At 66.1% G+C, this 17013-nt stretch carries 19 protein-coding genes; 10 read left to right on the forward strand and 9 right to left on the reverse strand.

Going from position 1 to position 17013, the window contains the following annotated elements:
- Position 1 precedes the first annotated feature (1 nt).
- Positions 2–646: a response regulator gene (locus tag ACQPYR_RS15825; RefSeq protein WP_433632923.1), complete on the reverse strand. Its 645-nt coding sequence runs from the start codon at positions 644–646 to the stop codon at positions 2–4.
- On the reverse strand, positions 646–1839 hold the full coding sequence (locus ACQPYR_RS15830) for a sensor histidine kinase (RefSeq protein WP_433632925.1): 1194 nt from the start codon (positions 1837–1839) through the stop codon (positions 646–648). The genes ACQPYR_RS15825 and ACQPYR_RS15830 overlap by 1 nt, the downstream gene beginning before the upstream one ends.
- A gap of 156 nt (positions 1840–1995) precedes the next feature.
- On the opposite strand from ACQPYR_RS15830, the gene ACQPYR_RS15835 reads away from it, so the two are divergent.
- Both ACQPYR_RS15835 and ACQPYR_RS15840 read left to right on the forward strand, forming a co-directional pair.
- Positions 1996–2478 carry a cation:proton antiporter regulatory subunit gene (locus ACQPYR_RS15835; protein ID WP_063043599.1) on the forward strand — a complete coding sequence of 161 codons (483 nt, stop codon included), beginning with the start codon at positions 1996–1998 and terminating at the stop codon, positions 2476–2478.
- A gap of 4 nt (positions 2479–2482) precedes the next feature.
- Complete coding sequence (locus ACQPYR_RS15840) at positions 2483–3667, forward strand: cation:proton antiporter (protein WP_433632927.1); 1185 nt, start codon at positions 2483–2485, stop codon at positions 3665–3667.
- Here ACQPYR_RS15840 and ACQPYR_RS15845 read toward each other — a convergent pair.
- Positions 3569–4513, reverse strand: coding sequence for a rhomboid-like protein (locus tag ACQPYR_RS15845; protein WP_433632929.1), 945 nt, complete (start codon positions 4511–4513; stop codon positions 3569–3571). The two genes, ACQPYR_RS15840 and ACQPYR_RS15845, sit on opposite strands and share 99 nt — an antisense overlap.
- Before the next feature lie 603 nt (positions 4514–5116).
- On the opposite strand from ACQPYR_RS15845, the gene ACQPYR_RS15850 reads away from it, so the two are divergent.
- Complete coding sequence (locus ACQPYR_RS15850; RefSeq protein WP_433632931.1) at positions 5117–5893, forward strand: MHYT domain-containing protein; 777 nt, start codon at positions 5117–5119, stop codon at positions 5891–5893.
- Between the two features lie 54 nt (positions 5894–5947).
- Here ACQPYR_RS15850 and ACQPYR_RS15855 read toward each other — a convergent pair whose 3' ends face one another.
- The 3 genes from ACQPYR_RS15855 to ppgK form a co-directional block, all read right to left on the reverse strand.
- Entirely contained in the window at positions 5948–6793 is an 846-nt protein-coding gene (locus ACQPYR_RS15855; protein ID WP_433632933.1) for an MHYT domain-containing protein, read from the reverse strand.
- Positions 6794–7208: 415 nt separating this feature from the next.
- Positions 7209–8582, reverse strand: coding sequence for an RNA polymerase sigma factor (locus ACQPYR_RS15860; RefSeq protein WP_433632935.1), 1374 nt, complete (start codon positions 8580–8582; stop codon positions 7209–7211).
- A 196-nt stretch (positions 8583–8778) separates the two neighbouring features.
- Entirely contained in the window at positions 8779–9537 is a 759-nt protein-coding gene (gene ppgK / locus ACQPYR_RS15865; protein ID WP_433632937.1) for a polyphosphate--glucose phosphotransferase, read from the reverse strand.
- A gap of 180 nt (positions 9538–9717) precedes the next feature.
- Between ppgK and ACQPYR_RS15870 the strand changes: the two genes are divergently transcribed.
- A complete protein-coding gene (locus ACQPYR_RS15870; RefSeq protein ID WP_433632939.1) occupies positions 9718–10623 on the forward strand; it encodes an inositol monophosphatase family protein in 906 nt (301 codons plus the stop codon).
- Positions 10624–10686: 63 nt separating this feature from the next.
- Here ACQPYR_RS15870 and cei read toward each other — a convergent pair whose 3' ends face one another.
- Positions 10687–11367 carry an envelope integrity protein Cei gene (gene cei / locus ACQPYR_RS15875; protein WP_040692557.1) on the reverse strand — a complete coding sequence of 227 codons (681 nt, stop codon included), beginning with the start codon at positions 11365–11367 and terminating at the stop codon, positions 10687–10689.
- Positions 11368–11739: 372 nt separating this feature from the next.
- Here cei and ACQPYR_RS15880 point away from each other — a divergent pair, with 372 nt between their 5' ends.
- The gene (locus tag ACQPYR_RS15880; protein ID WP_040692543.1) at positions 11740–12042 is read left to right on the forward strand and encodes a DUF4193 domain-containing protein; all 303 of its coding nucleotides are present in this window, start codon (positions 11740–11742) and stop codon (positions 12040–12042) included.
- Positions 12043–12107: 65 nt separating this feature from the next.
- Here the strand turns inward: ACQPYR_RS15880 and ACQPYR_RS15885 are convergent, their stop codons facing one another.
- Complete coding sequence (locus ACQPYR_RS15885; protein ID WP_433635143.1) at positions 12108–12587, reverse strand: DUF3093 domain-containing protein; 480 nt, start codon at positions 12585–12587, stop codon at positions 12108–12110.
- Positions 12588–12746: 159 nt separating this feature from the next.
- Between ACQPYR_RS15885 and dut the strand changes: the two genes are divergently transcribed.
- Together dut and ACQPYR_RS15895 are read left to right on the forward strand one after the other, a co-directional pair.
- On the forward strand, positions 12747–13244 hold the full coding sequence (gene dut, locus ACQPYR_RS15890) for a dUTP diphosphatase (protein WP_433632941.1): 498 nt from the start codon (positions 12747–12749) through the stop codon (positions 13242–13244).
- A 5-nt stretch (positions 13245–13249) separates the two neighbouring features.
- Positions 13250–14254 (forward strand): DUF3710 domain-containing protein, encoded by a 1005-nt coding sequence (locus tag ACQPYR_RS15895; RefSeq protein ID WP_433635144.1) that lies wholly within the window; start codon positions 13250–13252, stop codon positions 14252–14254.
- Here ACQPYR_RS15895 and ACQPYR_RS15900 read toward each other — a convergent pair.
- Positions 14251–14967, reverse strand: a complete 717-nt coding sequence (locus tag ACQPYR_RS15900) for an alpha/beta fold hydrolase (RefSeq protein WP_433632943.1) — start codon at positions 14965–14967, stop codon at positions 14251–14253. The genes ACQPYR_RS15895 and ACQPYR_RS15900 overlap by 4 nt on opposite strands.
- A 130-nt stretch (positions 14968–15097) precedes the next feature.
- On the opposite strand from ACQPYR_RS15900, the gene ACQPYR_RS15905 reads away from it, so the two are divergent.
- The 3 genes from ACQPYR_RS15905 to ACQPYR_RS15915 all read left to right on the forward strand — a co-directional run bounded on the left by ACQPYR_RS15905 (position 15098) and on the right by ACQPYR_RS15915 (position 16993).
- Positions 15098–15475 carry an OB-fold nucleic acid binding domain-containing protein gene (locus tag ACQPYR_RS15905; protein ID WP_063043609.1) on the forward strand — a complete coding sequence of 126 codons (378 nt, stop codon included), beginning with the start codon at positions 15098–15100 and terminating at the stop codon, positions 15473–15475.
- 3 nt (positions 15476–15478) lie between these two features.
- Positions 15479–16207: a DUF3159 domain-containing protein gene (locus ACQPYR_RS15910; RefSeq protein WP_433632945.1), complete on the forward strand. Its 729-nt coding sequence runs from the start codon at positions 15479–15481 to the stop codon at positions 16205–16207.
- Positions 16208–16357: 150 nt separating this feature from the next.
- Positions 16358–16993 (forward strand): sigma-70 family RNA polymerase sigma factor, encoded by a 636-nt coding sequence (locus tag ACQPYR_RS15915; RefSeq protein WP_433632947.1) that lies wholly within the window; start codon positions 16358–16360, stop codon positions 16991–16993.
- Positions 16994–17013 lie beyond the last annotated feature (20 nt).

The following is a 17013-nucleotide window of genomic DNA, read 5'->3' on the forward strand; positions in this document are numbered from 1 at the left end:
CCTACCGCTCCCTGACCTCGCGCGCCACAATGGCGGCCTGAACGCGAGAGCGCACACCGAGTTTGGTGAGCACGCGCGAGACATGGGTTTTGACTGTTGTCTCACCGATGAACAGCCGCGCGGCGATCTGCGCATTCGACAGACCGTCGCCGAGACAGTCGAGCACCTCGCGTTCGCGCTCGGTCAGCTCGTCCAGGCCGTCCGGCACGACCCGGCGCGGCTCGCCATCGGTCGAGGCGAACGCATTTATCACCGCGGCGATCACCTCGGGTGCGAGCACACCGTCACCCGCGGCCACCGCGCGCACCGCATCGACAAGTGCTTGTCCCGAAGCGGATTTCAGCACGAACCCGGACGCGCCGGCGCGCAACGTACGGAAGACGTACTCGTCCAGGTCGAAGGTCGTCAGGATGAGCACCCTGGCCAGGCCGTCGTCGGTGATCCGGCCGGTTGCGGTGATGCCGTCGACGCCCGGCATGCGCACATCCATCAGCACCACATCCGGGCGCAGTACCTTGGCCTGTGCCACCGCGATATCGCCGTCGGCGGCCTCACCGACCACTTCGATGCCCCCAGCGGTCTCCAGGATCATCCGCAGTCCGGCCCGGATCGCGCCGTGGTCATCGGCGATCAGTACCCGGATCATCACACCTCCGTCGTCGAGATCGGCAGTCGCGCAAGGACTTCCCAGCCACCGGCGCCTGGTCCGGCGGTGAAGGTGCCGCCGAGCGCTGCGGCTCGTTCCCGCATATTCATCAGACCACTGTGGCGCGCGTCGTCGGGTGGCCGATTGCGCACCGGGACCGTCGGATTGCGCACCGAGAGGGCCAGATCCGTTGCCTCCGTGCGCACATCGATATCGACCACCTGACCCGGTGCGTGTTTCATGGCATTCGTCAGTGCTTCCTGGACGATTCGGTAGGCCGCCTGGTCGACCGCGCTCGGCAACGCCGTCCCGTTCAGCGAATCCCGCACGCGCACGGTGATTCCGGCGGCGCGGGCCGCATCGACGAGAATCGGCAGCTGAGCCAGTTTGCGCGGCGCACCCGCATCGTCCTCGGCGCCGTCGTCGCGGCGCAGCAGACCGATCATGGCGCGCATTTCCTGCAGCGCGTTGACACTATTGGACCGGATCGACGAAATGATCCCGGCCACAGCGGGATCGGTTTCCTGCCGGGCCAGCACCCCGAGCGCCGCTTCGGACTGGATGGCGATGGCCGACAGATGCCCGGCGATCACATCGTGCAGATCGCGCGCCATCGTCTTGCGTTCGTCGGCGATGGCGGCGCGCCGATCCAATTCGGCGACCAGTGTCATCGCCTGCGCGCGTTTGCGTTCGGCCTCGGCGATTTCCTTGTGCCCGCGCACCGACAGCGCCCACCACAGCGGCGTCGCGACGAACGCGAACAGCGCGGCGATGGTGATCACCGCGACCCGCCAGTCGCCGAGCACGAGCGCCAGCACGGTCAGTACAGCCGAGACCAACCCGCAAACCGTGACCAGCCAGCGTGAGCGCGTGGGCGCGGCATACAGCACACCCGCATAGATCAGATCCGAATAGATGAGCCAGACCGGCACTGTCGGACCGAGTGCGAAATCGATGGCGAATGGGATCAGCCCGATACCGAGTGCCGACATCGGCATGCGCCGCCGCAGGAAGCTCGCCACACAGATCAGCGCGAGCACCCCGAACCGCACCGGCAGCGACGGATGGCGGCTCAGGTCACTGGCCATCTCGAACAGGCCGGTCAGATAGAGCGCGGCGCCGAGGACGAGCGCGAAGGCGGCGACCAGCGCGTCCTGCGCGGTCGCAGACAAAGCATCCCACTGCCGTCGCATCGCCCCATCACAGCACATGCCTCCGCGTCCCCGGGTCCGCCGAAGGAATGAGCCCGGGTCGGTTTGATGACCCAGGCCCTGGTGATCGCGGGCGTTGCGTGGTGCGGTCGCGGGCCTGTTGGGCGGTCAGCCGCTTTTGCCGGTTAGGGTGGAGGTGTGAACGTCGATGTCACCGCCCTACCCGGGATCGGGGTACGGAAAGACTTCCAGCTGCGGTCGGGCCGCCGGATCGGTGTGGTCGATCACCGCGACGGCGGCATCGATCTGATCGTCTCCAAACCCGATGACCCGGACTCCTGCGCCGCGCAAGTACCGCTGACTCCCGACGAGGCCGCCGTGCTCGCCAACCTACTCGGCTCGCCGCAGCTGGTGGCGAAGCTACGCGAGGATCACCGCGACCTACCTGGGATCACTACCCGCCAGCTACCCATCGCCGAGGATTCGCCATACGAGGGCCGCACCCTCGGCGAGACCGGAATGCGCACGCGCACCAAGGCTTCCATCGTCGCGGTAATGCGCGCGGGGCAGCTGCATCCCTCGCCGGGACCGGATTTCACTTTCACCGCCGATGACATACTCGTGGTCGTCGGTACCCCCGACGGTCTGGACGCGGCCGCGAAGATCCTGACGCACGGGTGAGAGCGTGAACGAAACCGCGCTCGCCCTCATCGAGCTCGGGGCGGTGTTATTCACCCTCGGCATGCTCGGGAGAGTGGCGGCACGCTTCGGCATGTCCCCGATTCCGCTATACCTGCTCGGCGGGCTGGCCTTCGGCCAGGGTGGCTTGGTAGAACTGGGCGCCGCGAACGAATTCGGCCATATCGCAGGCGAAATCGGCGTCGTACTGCTATTGCTACTGCTCGGCCTCGAATACACCGCGGCAGAATTGGTGACCGGATTGCGCCGCTCCTGGGCCGCGGGTCTGGTCGATCTCGTCGCGAACGCGACGCCCGGCGTGGTGGTTGCCCTGATACTCGGCTGGGGGATGACCGGAGCGATCACCATGGCCGGGGTCACCTACATCTCGTCATCGGGCATTGTCGCCAAGGTACTGAACGACCTCGGCCGCCTTGGTAACCGGGAAACCCCGGTGATCCTGTCGATCCTGGTCTTCGAGGACCTCGCGATGGCGATGTATCTGCCGATCCTCACCGCGATCCTGGCCGGCACGAGCTTGCTGAGCGGGTTGACGGTGCTCGGGCTGGCCCTGGCCACTGTCACCGTCGTCTTGGTCGTCGCGCTGCGCTACGGCCGGTACGTCTCGGCAATCGTGGACAGCGCCGACCGGGAGGTATTCCTGTTGAAGCTGCTCGGCGCGGCGCTGCTGGTCGCCGGGCTGGCATCGGCGCTGAATGTTTCGGCGGCGGTCGGCGCATTCCTGCTCGGCATCGCGATCTCCGGTTCCACCGCGCGCGAGGCGACCAAATTGCTGGAACCGATCCGGGATCTGTTCGCGGCCATCTTCTTCGTGGCCTTCGGATTCAGCACCGATCCGCGGGCCATTCCGCCGGTACTCGGCTGGGCGATCCTGCTCGCGGTGGTGACCGTGCTCACCAAGGTCGCCACCGGCTGGTGGGCGGCGAGTCGGCAGGGTATCCGCCGGACGGGCCGGGCGCGTGCGGGCGCGGCACTGGTCGCGCACGGTGAATTCTCCATTGTCATCGCGGGTTTGGCAGTGGGCATGGGTGCGGTCGACATCCAACTCGCCGCGCTGGCCTCGGCCTATGTGCTACTGATGGCGGTGCTCGGCCCGATCGCGGCCCGCGTCGTCGAACCGGCCATCGGCATGGTGCAGCGCCGCTTCAACCCCGCCGTCAGCACCGGATAGCGGCTGCGCCGCCACGGAACTCGTCCCGGTATCGGCGGCAGCCGCGGGAATCCGGGGCGCCGCAACCGGATTCGTCGACACTGGCGCCGGCGCCGCGGAAGTCGACTCGCGTTCGGCACGCAGGCGTTCGATGCGCCGCCAGAAGGTCGACGCGACGAATCCGACCGCCAAACCGATCAGAGCCGCGCACATATGCCCGTAGTCGGTGAAGGTCGGTCCGATCAGCAGCGCCGAACCGAGGAAGACGACGATGACACCCGCCCACAATGCGCGGACCACACCGCGAAAGTGGAACGCCATGGCAGCCAGAACTGCGGTGAACCCGTAGCTGGTGCCGACATCCGCCGCGTACTGCACCCGCACCGGGATGACGTGGTGGTCGATGGCATGGTCGATGGCGGTGACGGTGAGCAGCGTCGCGCCGATATGTCCGGTCGCGAACAGCAGAATCCAGCGACTGGTGCCGAGCCAGCGTTCGGCGAAGCCCATGACCACCAGAATCTCCGCGATGGTGACCCACGGAAATTGCCCCTGGGTCCAGAACGCCGAGGCCACCAGCACCTGGATCGGGTTGTGCTGCATGTTGTAGAGGTTGGTGGAGGCCGAGAAGATCAGCCTGCGCTCCACCGAATCACCGACCCCGCGCAGCGTCCACCAGGTGACGAACAGGGTGAACGCGTAGGCCGTGCTGGCCGGTGCGCCGGATAGGTGCTGGCGCAGTTCGGGCAGTAGTCGGCGCACCAATCGGGGCCGACGTGCCCACGACCAGACCGCGCGCAACTCGTCACCGAGGTCGACGGTCTGCGTCCAGGGGGAGTGGATTCGGCGCAAAGTGGGGGCAACCACATGGACAAGTCTGCCGGTTCCGAGGCACTTCCGCGCGCAGACCCGCCCGGTCTGTGTCCTGGCTCACTGAGCTGGTCTTTCCGCCCCAATGTCGATTCACACCCGGGCAACGTAGGCTCCGCAGAATTGGTCCGCCGACCAAGAGGGCAACCTCTGTCAGTTCGACGCAACTACCGCAGACCCGCCGCGAGCACACGATGCCGGTCAAGTCCGGTTGGCTACGAGCCTCATCCAGCTCGGCGGCACTGGGCCGCAATGAGATTCGGCATGCGCGTACCGAAATCGCCGTGGTGTTCTTGCAAATGCGCGAACGCCTGGTGTCGACCGGCGAATTCATGAGATCCATTGTGGCCCAGCAATATCGGTGCTGATCGATTGCCAGCGGTGATGATCAACAGGATTCGGCGGCGGGGGACCGTTCGGTTTATATCGGGCACAGGTGGTCGCCGACAGGTAGCGGGCATTGTCTCACTGATCGGATTCATCCCATGACAAATTTAGCGGACGGTAGTACTGTAAATCGCCTACCTGCTGGTTCTTTATAAGCGGGCAGGCTCGCACCGTCGCGATGACGGTCGATGTCGGCCCAACGAGGGAGTTCGCGTGCTGGAAATCGATCACTTCAGCCACGGGTTGCTCACGCCGGTTGTCGCGTATCTGATGTCATTCACCGGATCATTGCTGGGACTGCGGTGCGTGGTTCGGGCGCGGGCCGGTAGCGGCCACGCCGGATGGCTCGTCGCCGCGGCCATCGCGATCGGCGGCACCGGTATCTGGGTTATGCATTTCATTGCCATGCTGGGCTTTTCGATCCACGGCGCATCTATCCGCTATGACGTGCCGATCACCCTGCTCAGTGCGGTGATCGCAATGGTGGTGGTGTGGATCGGATTACGGGTCGCGCAGCTGCCGGGATTGGAGCCGATGGCGCTGTACATCGGCGGTGCGATCACCGGCGTCGGTGTCGGCGCCATGCACTATTCCGGCATGTATGCGATGAAATCCGACGCGGTCATCGAATACGACGGACGAATAGTGCTGCTGTCCATGGTGATCGCGGTGATCGCCGCGACCGCGGCGCTCTGGTTCGCGTTGCATATCCGCGGCACCCTGGCCACCATCGGTGCGGCGCTGGTGATGGGCGTCGCGGTCTGCGGCATGCACTACACCGGTATGTTCGCGATGCATGTGCAGAACGGCCATCACATGCACCCACCCGCGGGTGCGGGCGCGACGCAACTGCTGACTCCGCTGACGGTCGGCGTCGGCATGGTCACCATGATGCTGCTACTGCATATCGGCATCACCGATATCGAGGATCCGGCCTACGACGGTGCGCGTGGATCGCGCCCGGCGCGCTACTGGCCGACCAGGGACTGAGTCGCATCGCCCGTGAGATCGCCCGGAGCTTGTCGCACAGGCGATTTCGAGGGTTCAGTGGCGCGGTACCTCGGTCCGCGTCGGCCAGTACGCGGTCGGCAGTATCTGCGGTTCCACCGGTGGCAGCGGCGGTAGCGGATCGGTTTTGGCACGCGGTGCGATGCGCAGCGGTGGCAGTTCTACGCTGCGATCGATCTCGGTCAGGCTGACGCTGATGAGCAGCAGCATCGTCACCACGCTGATCACGACGATGATCGGCGCGATCAGCTCCATGGCACCGGTCCCTCCGGGGGTATGCATATCTCCGGTGTGCGCATGCATCGCAGACATCCCGGTGTAATGCATGCCGCATACGGCTACACCCATGATCAGTCCGGCACCGATGGTTGCGAAAAATCCCTTGACCCGCAGCGTGAACCAGAGCGCAACCGTCGCCGCCACCACCGCGATGACCATCGACAGCCCGACCCGCCGCGTGTCATAGCTGATCATCGCATTCGACTTCATCGCATACATGCCCATGTAATGCATGGCCCCGACGCCGAGGCCGGTGATCGTTCCCCCGGCCAGCAGGCCGCGCAGCGACGGTTCGGGTTTGACCACGATGAACAGCCCGATGCCGACCACGGCTATCGCGGTGATCGCGCTGAGCAGAGTGAGCGGAATATCGTACCGGATCTCGGTGCCGCGGATCGAAAAGCCCAGCATCGCAATGAAATGCATGACCCAGATGCCGGTGCCGCCGATGGCGACGGCCGCGCCGAGCAGCCAGCCGATTCGATCCTTGCCGCTGCGGGCGCGCGCGGCGCACTGCAAGCCGAGCAGGCACCCGGTGACCGACATGGTGTAGGCCAGCAGCGGCGTCAGCAGACCGTAGCTGAAATGGTAGATGTCGAGCACGCACGCCCCCCACTGCCGGAAATGGCATTGGTGATTGAAACAACAGCGGGTCAGACGATACGACAGCCGTGTACTCGATGGGAGCCGAAATCCGCTTTCGCAGAAGTGGTTTCGGTCACTTTTAGGTTTGATTGAAACCCGAATTGGTTAGCGAGCCGGACGCTGTCTCGGTTGCCACCCTGTGGCTGATCGGTTGCGCCGCATGACGCCGAAAGTGACTGTTGCAGAAGCGGTTCGGCGCAATACGGTTGAAAACCCCAATGGGTGCAGCCGGATTCGACGATAGCGGGACCGTAGGCGGAGCGAATGCGGGCAGAGTTGCCGGTCGACCGAACGACGAGAAAGCCGGTTGCGAAAAAAACGAAGCGCCCGCGCTGTCAGGCGCGGGCGCTTCGGAAAAATCGAGCAGAACGAACTAGTCGAGGTAGTCGCGCAGGACCTGCGAGCGGCTCGGGTGGCGCAGCTTGCTCATGGTCTTCGACTCGATCTGGCGGATGCGCTCACGGGTGACCCCGTAGACCTGGCCGATCTCGTCGAGGGTGCGCGGCTGGCCGTCGGTCAGGCCGAAGCGCAGCCGGACCACGCCCGCCTCGCGCTCGGACAGCGTCTCCAGCACCGACTGCAGCTGATCCTGCAGCAGCGTGAAGCTCACCGCGTCCACCGCGACAACGGCCTCGGAGTCCTCGATGAAGTCGCCGAGTTGGCTGTCGCCCTCGTCGCCGATGGTCTGGTCCAGCGAGATGGGCTCACGCGCGTACTGCTGGATCTCGAGGACCTTCTCCGGCGTGATGTCCATTTCCTTGGCCAGCTCCTCCGGAGTGGGCTCGCGGCCCAGATCCTGGAGCAGCTCGCGCTGGATGCGGCCGAGCTTGTTGATGACCTCGACCATATGCACCGGAATGCGGATGGTGCGGGCCTGATCGGCCATGGCGCGAGTGATGGCCTGCCGGATCCACCAGGTGGCGTACGTGGAGAACTTGTAGCCCTTGGTGTAGTCGAACTTCTCCACCGCGCGGATCAGACCGAGGTTGCCCTCCTGGATCAGGTCCAGGAATGCCATGCCGCGGCCGGTGTAGCGCTTGGCAAGCGAGACCACCAGACGCAGGTTGGCTTCCAACAGGTGGTTCTTGGCGCGGTTGCCGTCGCGCACGATCCAGGTGTAGTCGCGGCGCATCGCGACCGGCAGCTTCTCGCCCTGCTCCGCGAATTCGCGCACCTTCTCCGCCGCGTAGAGACCGGCCTCGATCCGCTTGGCGAGTTCGACCTCCTCCTCGGCGTTGAGCAGTGCCACCTTGCCGATCTGCTTGAGGTAGGCGCGCACCGAGTCGGCCGATGCGGTGAGTTCGGCATCCTTGCGGGCCTGGCGCAGCGCCTCGGATTCCTCCTCGTCCCAGACGAAGTCGCCGGAGGCCTTGTCCGCGGCGGACGGTTCTTCGGTCTCGCCCTCCTCGACTTCCTCGGCGACGTCCTCGACCAGTTCCTCGGCCTCGTCGGCGAGATCGTCCTCGGAAACCTCGAGATCGCCGAGATCCTCGATGTCGAGATCTTCGGCCTCGAGGTTCTCGTCGCCGCCGGGTTCGCCGTCGGGTCCGGCCTTCTTCGGTCCGGCCTTCTTGGCCGGGCCCTTCGTCGCCTTCGCGGCGGCGGCCTTCTTGGCCGGAGCCTTCTTGGCAGCGGCCTTCTTGGCCGGAGCCTTCTTCGCGGCAGCCTTGCGGACCGGCCGTGCTTCGGTTACATCTGCGGAGTCGGCATCGGCCGATTCGGCGGTCTGACGGGTCGTGGCTACCACGTACGCCCTTTCGTGACGGTCTCGTGCGGCGTCACGCCAGAGTGGTGTTCCGGCGGAGCGGTCTGTCGGGTTTCACCGGCTGAGCGCCGGGTCTGGGGTTTCCGGCTCGCGGCCGGAGTACGTTCCATTGTAACGATCGAACCAGGGTACCTACGGCACGATCCCGGCAACGGCTAATGCCGCACCCTCCGCGCGTCTACGGTGCGATGCCGGCATCGATGGCCATGGCCGCACCCACGATGCCCGCGGTGTTCTCCAGTCGGGCGGGAATCACCGGGGTTCGGTTGGTGAGCAATGGAATCCATTGTTCGGCATCGCGACTGATGCCGCCACCTGCGACGAAGACCTTCGGCCAGAACAAATTCTCCAGGCCGCCGAGCACAATGCTGACCTGCGCGGCCCATTGCTCGTAGGTCAGGCCGTCGCGATCCTTGATCGAGGCGGCGGCGCGGTGTTCGGTCTCCATGCCGCCGATCTCGAGATGGCCGAGTTCGGTATTGGGCACCAGCGTGCCGTGCAACAGCAGCGCCGAGCCGATGCCGGTGCCGAAGGTCAGCAGCACCACCAGACCGTCGAATTCCTTTGCCGCGCCATAGTGATCTTCGGCCAGACCGGCCGCGTCGGCGTCGTTGAGCACGGTGACGACGCGGCCGTCGAGTGCCGCGGAGAACAGCGCCCGCGCGTCGGTGCCGATCCACGCCTTGTCGATATTGGCGGCCGTCTGCGCGACGCCTTGCAGCACGACCGAGGGCAGCGTGATGCCGACCGGGCCGTCCCAATCGGCCTGGGCGACCAATTTGGCGACGGCGTCGGCGACCGCCTGCGGTGTCGAGGGATGCGGCGTCAGGATCTTTATCCGCTCATGGACCAATGCTCCGGTGGCCAGATCCACCGCGGCGCCCTTGACGCCGCTGCCACCGATATCGATACCGAATGCGTGCCCCCGAGCGGACATGACGTTCCCTCGTTCCCTGTGCTGGCCGATGTGATGAACCCGCCGCCGCACAGGAACTCACCACCGGCTGGTCGCGGAGCATGCGGTGATGTGCCCGACGACGGCGTTGTGTCGTGCACGACAAGAGTAATGGGCGGGCATCGGTTCCCGTTCGCCGAGGATGTGTGATGGCATGGGGGCATGCCGGAGACCACAGCGTCAGTTACCGCCCGACCGACCGCGATGCCATCCGAGGATGTTGCCGAATTGCGACGGATCGCGGTCCAACTCGCCGAAACCGCGGCCGCGCATGTGCGCTCGCGCCGGCCCGAGGTATTCGGCCCGGAGGGTGCGCGCGACGGGGTCGTGCAGGCCAAGGGCCACCCGACCGATCCGGTGACGATCGTCGATACCGAAACCGAGGATCTGATCCGTCGTCTGCTCGACGACGTGCGCCCCGGCGATCCGATCCTCGGTGAGGAGGGCGGCGGTAGCCTGGCCAACGGTGACGCGGAGACCGTGCACTGGGTCGTGGACCCGATCGACGGCACCGTGAACTTCCTGTACGGCATTCCCGGCTATGCGATTTCGGTGGCCGCGATGCGCGACGGACAACCCGTCGCCGGGGCGGTGGTCGATGTCGCGCGGGCGGCCACCTACAGCGCCGGACTGCGGATGGGAGCGACGAAGGTGACCGGTGACGGCGCCGTGGAACACCTGCGCTGCACGCCGGTGCGATCGGCGGCGATGGCCTTGGTGGCCACCGGATTCGCGTACGGCAAACACCGCAGGGCCAGGCAGGCGGAGTTGATCGCGCAGATCCTGCCGGAGATCCGCGATATCCGCCGTCTCGGCGCGGCGGCACTGGATCTGTGCTTCGTCGCCGAGGGCCGCGTCGACGCGTACTACGAGCACGGACTCAACGCGTGGGACTGGGCGGCGGGCGCTTTGATCGCCGCGGAGGCGGGTGCGGCGCTGCGCTTGCCCGCGGCGACCAGCCCGGGTGCGGCAGGTGAGCTGGTCGTTGCCGCCGCACCGGGCGTCGCGAACGAATTGACCGAACTGTTCGAGCGTGTCGGCGCGACCACCGCGATCCCGGACGCCTGAAAACGGATCGCCCCGGTCTGCCGAAGCGGCAGACCGGGGCGATGAAGGTCGGTTCAGAAAAGATCAGCAGCGTGCCGTGCGCGCCGCGGAAAGCAGTTTGGGATCGATCGACGTGGATCCGCCCGGCGCCGGATTCTTCAGCGATTTCAGCACTTCCTCGGCGTCGGGGCTGGGTCGCAGCGATTCGCCGAATACCGAACCGAGCACCAGGTCCACGGTATCGTCGTTGCGCTGATCCTCGATCAGCTCGGCGCAGGGCGCGACCAACTGGACCGAGGCCGCGGCCGGCCGGCCGTTCACGCCGAAGCGGATCTGGCCGGTGCAGTTCAGGTCGCCGTTGACATAAACCGGATCGTTACCGAATTGCTGTCCCGGCGCGCTCGCGAAGCCCAGATCGCCGAGTGCCGAGGCGATGTGCGAGGCCTGACCGCTCTTGTTGTTCGCGTTCAGCACGCGGACCTTCGACGAGGCCAGCGCCGCCGGTTCGACGTCGGTCAGCCGCGATTGCCCTACCCGCTGACCCATCGGGGCCGGTTGGGGCGACTTCGCGTCGGTGGCCGGGCTCGGCGAATTGCACGCCATCGCGGTTCCGCTGCTGTCCTCGGTGGTCAGGGCCTTGATCCACACCACGGTGCAGATCAGGAGTAGGACGCCGACCAAGATCAACCATGGCTGGTTGCGTCGCCGGAGGAAGGGTTGACCCGTTCGATCCGTTGCGCTGCCTTCGGTGATGAGTGAAACCACGTGCATACTCTACGAAAATGTGTCCGCGCCAGTGCGTAAGGTCTCGGCGAGTTCACGGTTGGTGTCGATTACCCCTCAGTTTCGAATCGTCTGTGTTTTGATTGCGACTTTTGCTGTGGCGTCCGCTATTGTCTGGCGGCCCAGATCGAAACATCGCAGCCCAAAACGGTGGTCGGTCGCGGGAACAAGAAGGGCATGTCCTGCGTTTACCGAGCGCTATCAAAGGTGGGTCCGCATGATCCGCCCTGATAGGGGACCGGTGTACGTGTGACGTGCACCACCGGCGGGGCGGAGCTGGTCATTCCGATTCCGAGGAATCGGTGTGAGTGGCCCGGTCCGGGATATACGGAGTAAGGACGAGGGGAAGACGACATGGCAACCGACTATGACGCACCGAGGCGCACTGAATCCGACGAGGTGTCGGAAGATTCGCTGGAGGAGCTGAAGGCTCGTCGCAACGAGGCACAGTCCGCCGTCGTGGATATCGACGAATCCGATACCGCGGAGTCGTTCGAGCTTCCCGGCGCGGACTTGTCCGAGGAAGTCCTGACAGTTCGGGTGATCCCGAAGCAGGCCGACGAGTTCACCTGTTCCAGCTGTTTCCTGGTCCATCACCGGAGCAGGCTGGCCAGTGAGAGTGGCGGTCAGCTGATCTGCATGGACTGTGCAGCCTGATTTCCGGCGCGAGATCTGATCTCCAGCCGAGATCAACGGTCAGCCCGCGCTCGGCACGCCCGGCCTCAGCCAGGTATGCCAAGCGCGGCCAAGACCCGCTCCGGCCGTCGCGTACTGATCAACCAGTACGGCGTCGGATCGTCCGGGTCGTCGAGTACAAGTAGCACCATCGGCCCCACCCATGGCCGATGTTGGACATAGGCGGCGGGGTCGAGCTGGCGGCCCAGCGCCGCACTCTTGGCGGTGGGGGCCACCGTGGCCGATCTGGCCACGAAGTTCACCGGCAAATGCGCGCGATCGGCGCGGAGTTCGCGGATGCCGGAACCGTCCTGGGCGACCTCCACCCGATGACGGCTCAGCCACAACAGCACCCACACCGGTACCGGAAACAGCAACGCGTAGGGCAACCAGGCGCGCAGACCCGGTGCGCCCATATGGATTTCGGCGGCCAGCAAGCCGGCGATGGCGAACGCGATCGGCCACCACCACAGCGGCACCCACAGGCGCTCGCGGTAAGGCTCGAAGCTTCGCTGTTGATCGTCCATAGTCACTGGGTTGGGCTGGTCCGACACGACTCAACACTAATTCACTGAGGTCGAGGGCGTACGCGTAGGCTCGGACAACGTGAGCGAGCGCAGCGAGCGATTAATCAACACAGCCGCCCGGGTGGTCATGACGGAGCCGAGCGTCAGCGAGGCGCAGTCATGAGCGCCCTTTCACCCATACCTTTGCTGCGGCTCGATCCCGGCATCCCCGTGCCAACGCGTGCCCACCACGGAGACGCGGGCGTGGACCTGTGCACTACAGAGGACGTCATCATCGAACCGGGGGAGCGAGTGCTGGTCGGCACCGGTGTCGCGGTCGCACTGCCGATCGGCACGGTCGGCCTGATCCATCCCAGGTCTGGACTTGCCGCGAAAACCGGTCTGTCCGTGGTGAATACGCCGGGCACCGTCGATGCGGGCTATCGGGGCGAAATCAAGGTGTGCCTGATCAATCACGATCCGCGCACCCCGATCGAATTGCGTCGCGGCGATCGGATCGCGCAGCTGCTGGTGCAGCGGGTGGAACTGGTCGATTTCCTGGAGGTCGACGTACTCGACGACACCACGCGGGGAGCGGGCGGTTACGGGTCGAGCGGTGGCCACGCCAGTCTGGCCGCGTCGGCCGACGAAGTGGCCACTCTTGGCAAGGAGGCATGACCGGCATGTTCGGGAAGAGACGCAAGTCCGGTGGACGTGAGGAATACGCCGAGGACCGGTACGACGACGAATACGCCGACGAATACGGCGAGTACGCCGCTTACGGCGACGCGGGTTACGACGATGAGCCGATCACCGACGAGAACCCCATCATCGATCCGATCACCGACGAGAATCCGATCGTCCCAGCCGCTTACGTCGCCGCGCACTACGACGACGAACCCGAGTACGACGAACCCGAGTACGACGAGCACGACTACGACGAGCACGACTACGACGATGACGATGACGATGACGATGTCGTGGATATGCCGAAATCCGGCCCGTACGACTACGACGAAGTGGCCGAGCTGCTGGACAATGTGTCCGATCAGCGCCTCGATCTGGGTTCGGTGATCCTGCCGGTGCCGCCGGGCGGCCAATTGCAGGTCGAGATGACCCCGGACGGCACGCCGCAGGCGGTGCACCTGGCTACCGAACACGGTCGGATCACGGTCGCGGCCTATGCCGCGCCCAAGTCGGCGGGCCAATGGCGTTCGGTGGCGGCGGATCTGGCCGAATCGCTACGCAAGGACGGCGCCAGGGTCGCGGTGGAGACCGGACCGTGGGGCCGGGAACTGCTCGCCATCACCGAGGGCGCGGACCTGCGCTTCATCGGGGTGGATGGTCCGCGATGGATGGTGCGGCTGGTGGCCGCGGGTCCGCAGGGCGCCGCCGATGACGGTGGGCCGCTGGTGCGGGCCGCGCGAGCGATCTTGACCGAGACCGTGATTCGGCGCGGCGACGACCCGATGCCGGTGCGCGAGCCGCTGGCCGTCGTGCTGCCACCGGAGCTGGCCGAGCAGCTGGCCGCCGCGCATCAGGCGCAGGTGGACGCACAGCAGCAGGCAATGGCCGCACAGCAGGCCGCGGTCCAGCCCACACCCCAGCCGCTGGTCCCGCCGCGCATGCCGAATGAACCGCGCCGCGGTGCGGACGGCTCCGCCATGCAGCAGCTCGGGCTCAACTAGAACGCCGCGAGTCCCGCGTTTCCGAGAATCGCGGGATCCGCGCCGAGCTCATCGAGGGTGATCCGGATCAGCTCGGCGCGCGGGATCAGCTCGGCCCATTCCTCGGCGACCGACACCGGGTGTACCGGATCGTCGACGGCGGTGACGATGGTGACGGGCACCTCGACGGTGCCGAGTCGTTCCGCATCGGGCCACTTGTAGTCGGCGGCCTCCTGTAGCGCCTCGGGCAGCCGCGGCCACTGCGAATGCCAGGACTGGGTGAGCGCGTCGGCGAGCCAGCGCGGGCTGCTCGCGCGCATGCGTTCGACCACCGCGTCGAGCCCGTCCGCACGTAACTGGGCCGCGGTGGCGGCAGCGCTGAGCGCGGCCGGGCACGCGGCGGTATCGGGACCGGTCCAGGCCGGTAGCGCCGCCACTACGCCGGTTGCTGCCCCGGGATGTTCAGCCGCCCATTCGAGTGCGACCGCCGCGCCGAGGGAGATCCCGGTGGCCAGGACCGGTCCGCGTCTCGCGGCCCCATCGAGCGCCGCCCGGTACCCGGCAACCACTCCGCGCGGGTCTGGTTCGACGGCGATGAATTCGATTCCGCGTGCCGCACAAGCCGGTCCGAAGGCGCGGCGGGCGAAGTCGGCATCCGAACCGGTTCCCGGCAACGCCACGGCGATCGGGGCGCGGCCGCTGCGCTCCGGCGCGAAATGTGGGGAGTCGAACACCGGTCCGAGCGTAGCGGGGTGAGGGTTGCCCATCTACAGTGGCGGGTATACGGCCTTAAGCCGGTCATCACCGGAACAACCATGATGGCGTGGGACCCACGTCGTCTTGCTCCACCCAGGAGAGCGTCAAATGTCATCCGCCGCCTCAGGTTATTTTCGCCGACTGAGCCGCAGGCTGACCGAGGATCTCGATCAGTTGGACGCCGAGGAACTCGCCGAATCGGCCGATGCGTCGGGTGCCTGCCGGGCCTCGGACTGTCAGCGCGGTGACGAGGCGACCATGCTCGGCCGACTACGCAGTGTCGAGGCGTGTCCGAAGTCCGTCGGCGCCAGTGTTCAGGCAGAATTCTTCGACGGCACCGACGCCATCAGTCTGGTGTGGATCGGTCGCCGCCGTATTCCCGGTATCGAACCGGGACGCAAGATCCTTGTCCGCGGTCGTGTGGGTGACCGGGATGGTCGTAAGGTGATCTACAACCCCTACTACGAATTGCGTGAGAACAGCTGACGTATGCCATCGAGCAACGAGAACGCCGCGGAGATCCACACCCGAGGTCGTGAGCCGATCGACGCGGGCCCGTCCGACGTCGTAGATCGCTCTGTAGACGCCGAAACCGAAAAGGCCGAACAAACCCTTCTCGAGCAGTTGGGCGGCTTCAGCGGCCTCATCTACTCCACGCTGCCGGTGCTGGTCTTCGTGCCCGTGAACACCTTTGCCGGGCTCACCGCGGCGATCTGGTCGGCACTCGGCGTGGCTGCCGCGATTCTGGTGTGGCGGCTGGTGCGGCGCAGCCCCATCCAGCCCGCGATCTCAGGCTTCCTCGGGGTGGGTATCTGCGCGTTCATCGCCTACCGCATGGGTGAGGCGAAAGGCTTCTTCCTGTTCGGCATCTACACCAGCCTGGTCTACGCCGGGGTGTTCCTGGTGTCGATGCTGGTGCGCCGGCCACTGGTCGGCGTGATCTGGGGTGTGCTGAACGGCCACGGCACCGAATGGCGGTCCGACCGCCGCGTCGTGCGCCTCTACGACCTGGCGACCACCACCTGGGTGATCGTTTTCGGCGCGCGTTATCTGGTGCAGTCGCAGCTCTACGACACCGATCGCACCGGCTGGCTGGCCTTCGCGCGCATCGCGATGGGCTGGCCGCTGACCGCCGTCGCGCTGGCAGTCACCGTGTGGGCGGTGCGCCGGGCCGGACATCTGCCGGTACGCCGGGATACAGCCGCCGAAACGGCCTAGGAATTCCCACCCCGAATTCCGCTGGGGTGTTAACGAATCGCCGCCGGAGGTGGGGCAGTACCCACCCTGGGGTGCCTGGTTGGGCGACCGAGTTCATCAGACGATCAGTGCAAGCAAAAAAAGCACGATCGGCGAGGAAGGACTCGGAAGTTGGCTACCGAGCACAGCATTGCGACACTGTCGAAAAACCAGGCCCACCACAACCCGGCGCTGTCGGAGAGCCGCCGGGTATCTGCCGAACTGGATAAGTTGATCGGTCCGGCGGCAGCGGGCGACCGTGCGGCGGTCACCGAGATCATCCGGCTGGTCCACCCGCTCGTGCGCCGGTATTGCGGTGCGCGCCTTGGCAATACCGCACATCTGCACGTCACGGCCGACGATGTGGTGCAGGAGATCCTGCTGGCCACCGTCAACGCCATTCCGCGCTACCGCGATCAGGGCAAGTCGTTCCTGGCGTTCGTCTACGGCATCGCGGCCAATAAGGTGGCCGACGCGTTCCGGCGTTCGCAGCTGCACCCGATGTACCCGGTCGACGCGGTGCCCGATACGGCATCGACCGCCGCGGGCCCGGAGGAGTGGGCGATCGCGTCCGAACGGCGCGAGGCCACCCGGGAATTGATGAAGATACTGGCCCCCGCACACCGCGAGGTGCTGGTGATGCGGATCGTGCTCGGCTGGACCGCAGCGCAGACCGCCGAGGCCATCGGCACCAGTCCCGGCGTGGTTCGGGTCATGCAGCATCGCGCGCTGAACAAGCTGCGCGCGCAGCTCGCGGCCGCATCCTGAGGTCGGACAGGCGCTGATCC

This window comes from Nocardia sp. CA-120079 (genome assembly GCF_050955745.1).
Classification (GTDB): Bacteria; Actinomycetota; Actinomycetes; order Mycobacteriales; family Mycobacteriaceae; genus Nocardia.

Bases quoted from the DNA above. Each gene is read 5' to 3' on its own strand.
- ppgK (WP_433632937.1), bottom strand. From the start codon at position 9,537: ATGTCCGCTCGGGGGCACGCATTCGGTATCGATATCGGTGGCAGCGGC.
- ACQPYR_RS15905 (WP_063043609.1), top strand. From the start codon at position 15,098: ATGTCATCCGCCGCCTCAGGTTATTTTCGCCGACTGAGCCGCAGGCTG.
- ACQPYR_RS15830 (WP_433632925.1), bottom strand. From the start codon at position 1,839: ATGCGACGGCAGTGGGATGCTTTGTCTGCGACCGCGCAGGACGCGCTG.
- ACQPYR_RS15880 (WP_040692543.1), top strand. From the start codon at position 11,740: ATGGCAACCGACTATGACGCACCGAGGCGCACTGAATCCGACGAGGTG.
- ACQPYR_RS15885 (WP_433635143.1), bottom strand. From the start codon at position 12,587: ATGGACGATCAACAGCGAAGCTTCGAGCCTTACCGCGAGCGCCTGTGG.
- ACQPYR_RS15870 (WP_433632939.1), top strand. From the start codon at position 9,718: ATGCCGGAGACCACAGCGTCAGTTACCGCCCGACCGACCGCGATGCCA.
- ACQPYR_RS15825 (WP_433632923.1), bottom strand. From the start codon at position 646: ATGATCCGGGTACTGATCGCCGATGACCACGGCGCGATCCGGGCCGGA.
- ACQPYR_RS15895 (WP_433635144.1), top strand. From the start codon at position 13,250: ATGTTCGGGAAGAGACGCAAGTCCGGTGGACGTGAGGAATACGCCGAG.
- ACQPYR_RS15910 (WP_433632945.1), top strand. From the start codon at position 15,479: ATGCCATCGAGCAACGAGAACGCCGCGGAGATCCACACCCGAGGTCGT.
- dut (WP_433632941.1), top strand. From the start codon at position 12,747: ATGAGCGCCCTTTCACCCATACCTTTGCTGCGGCTCGATCCCGGCATC.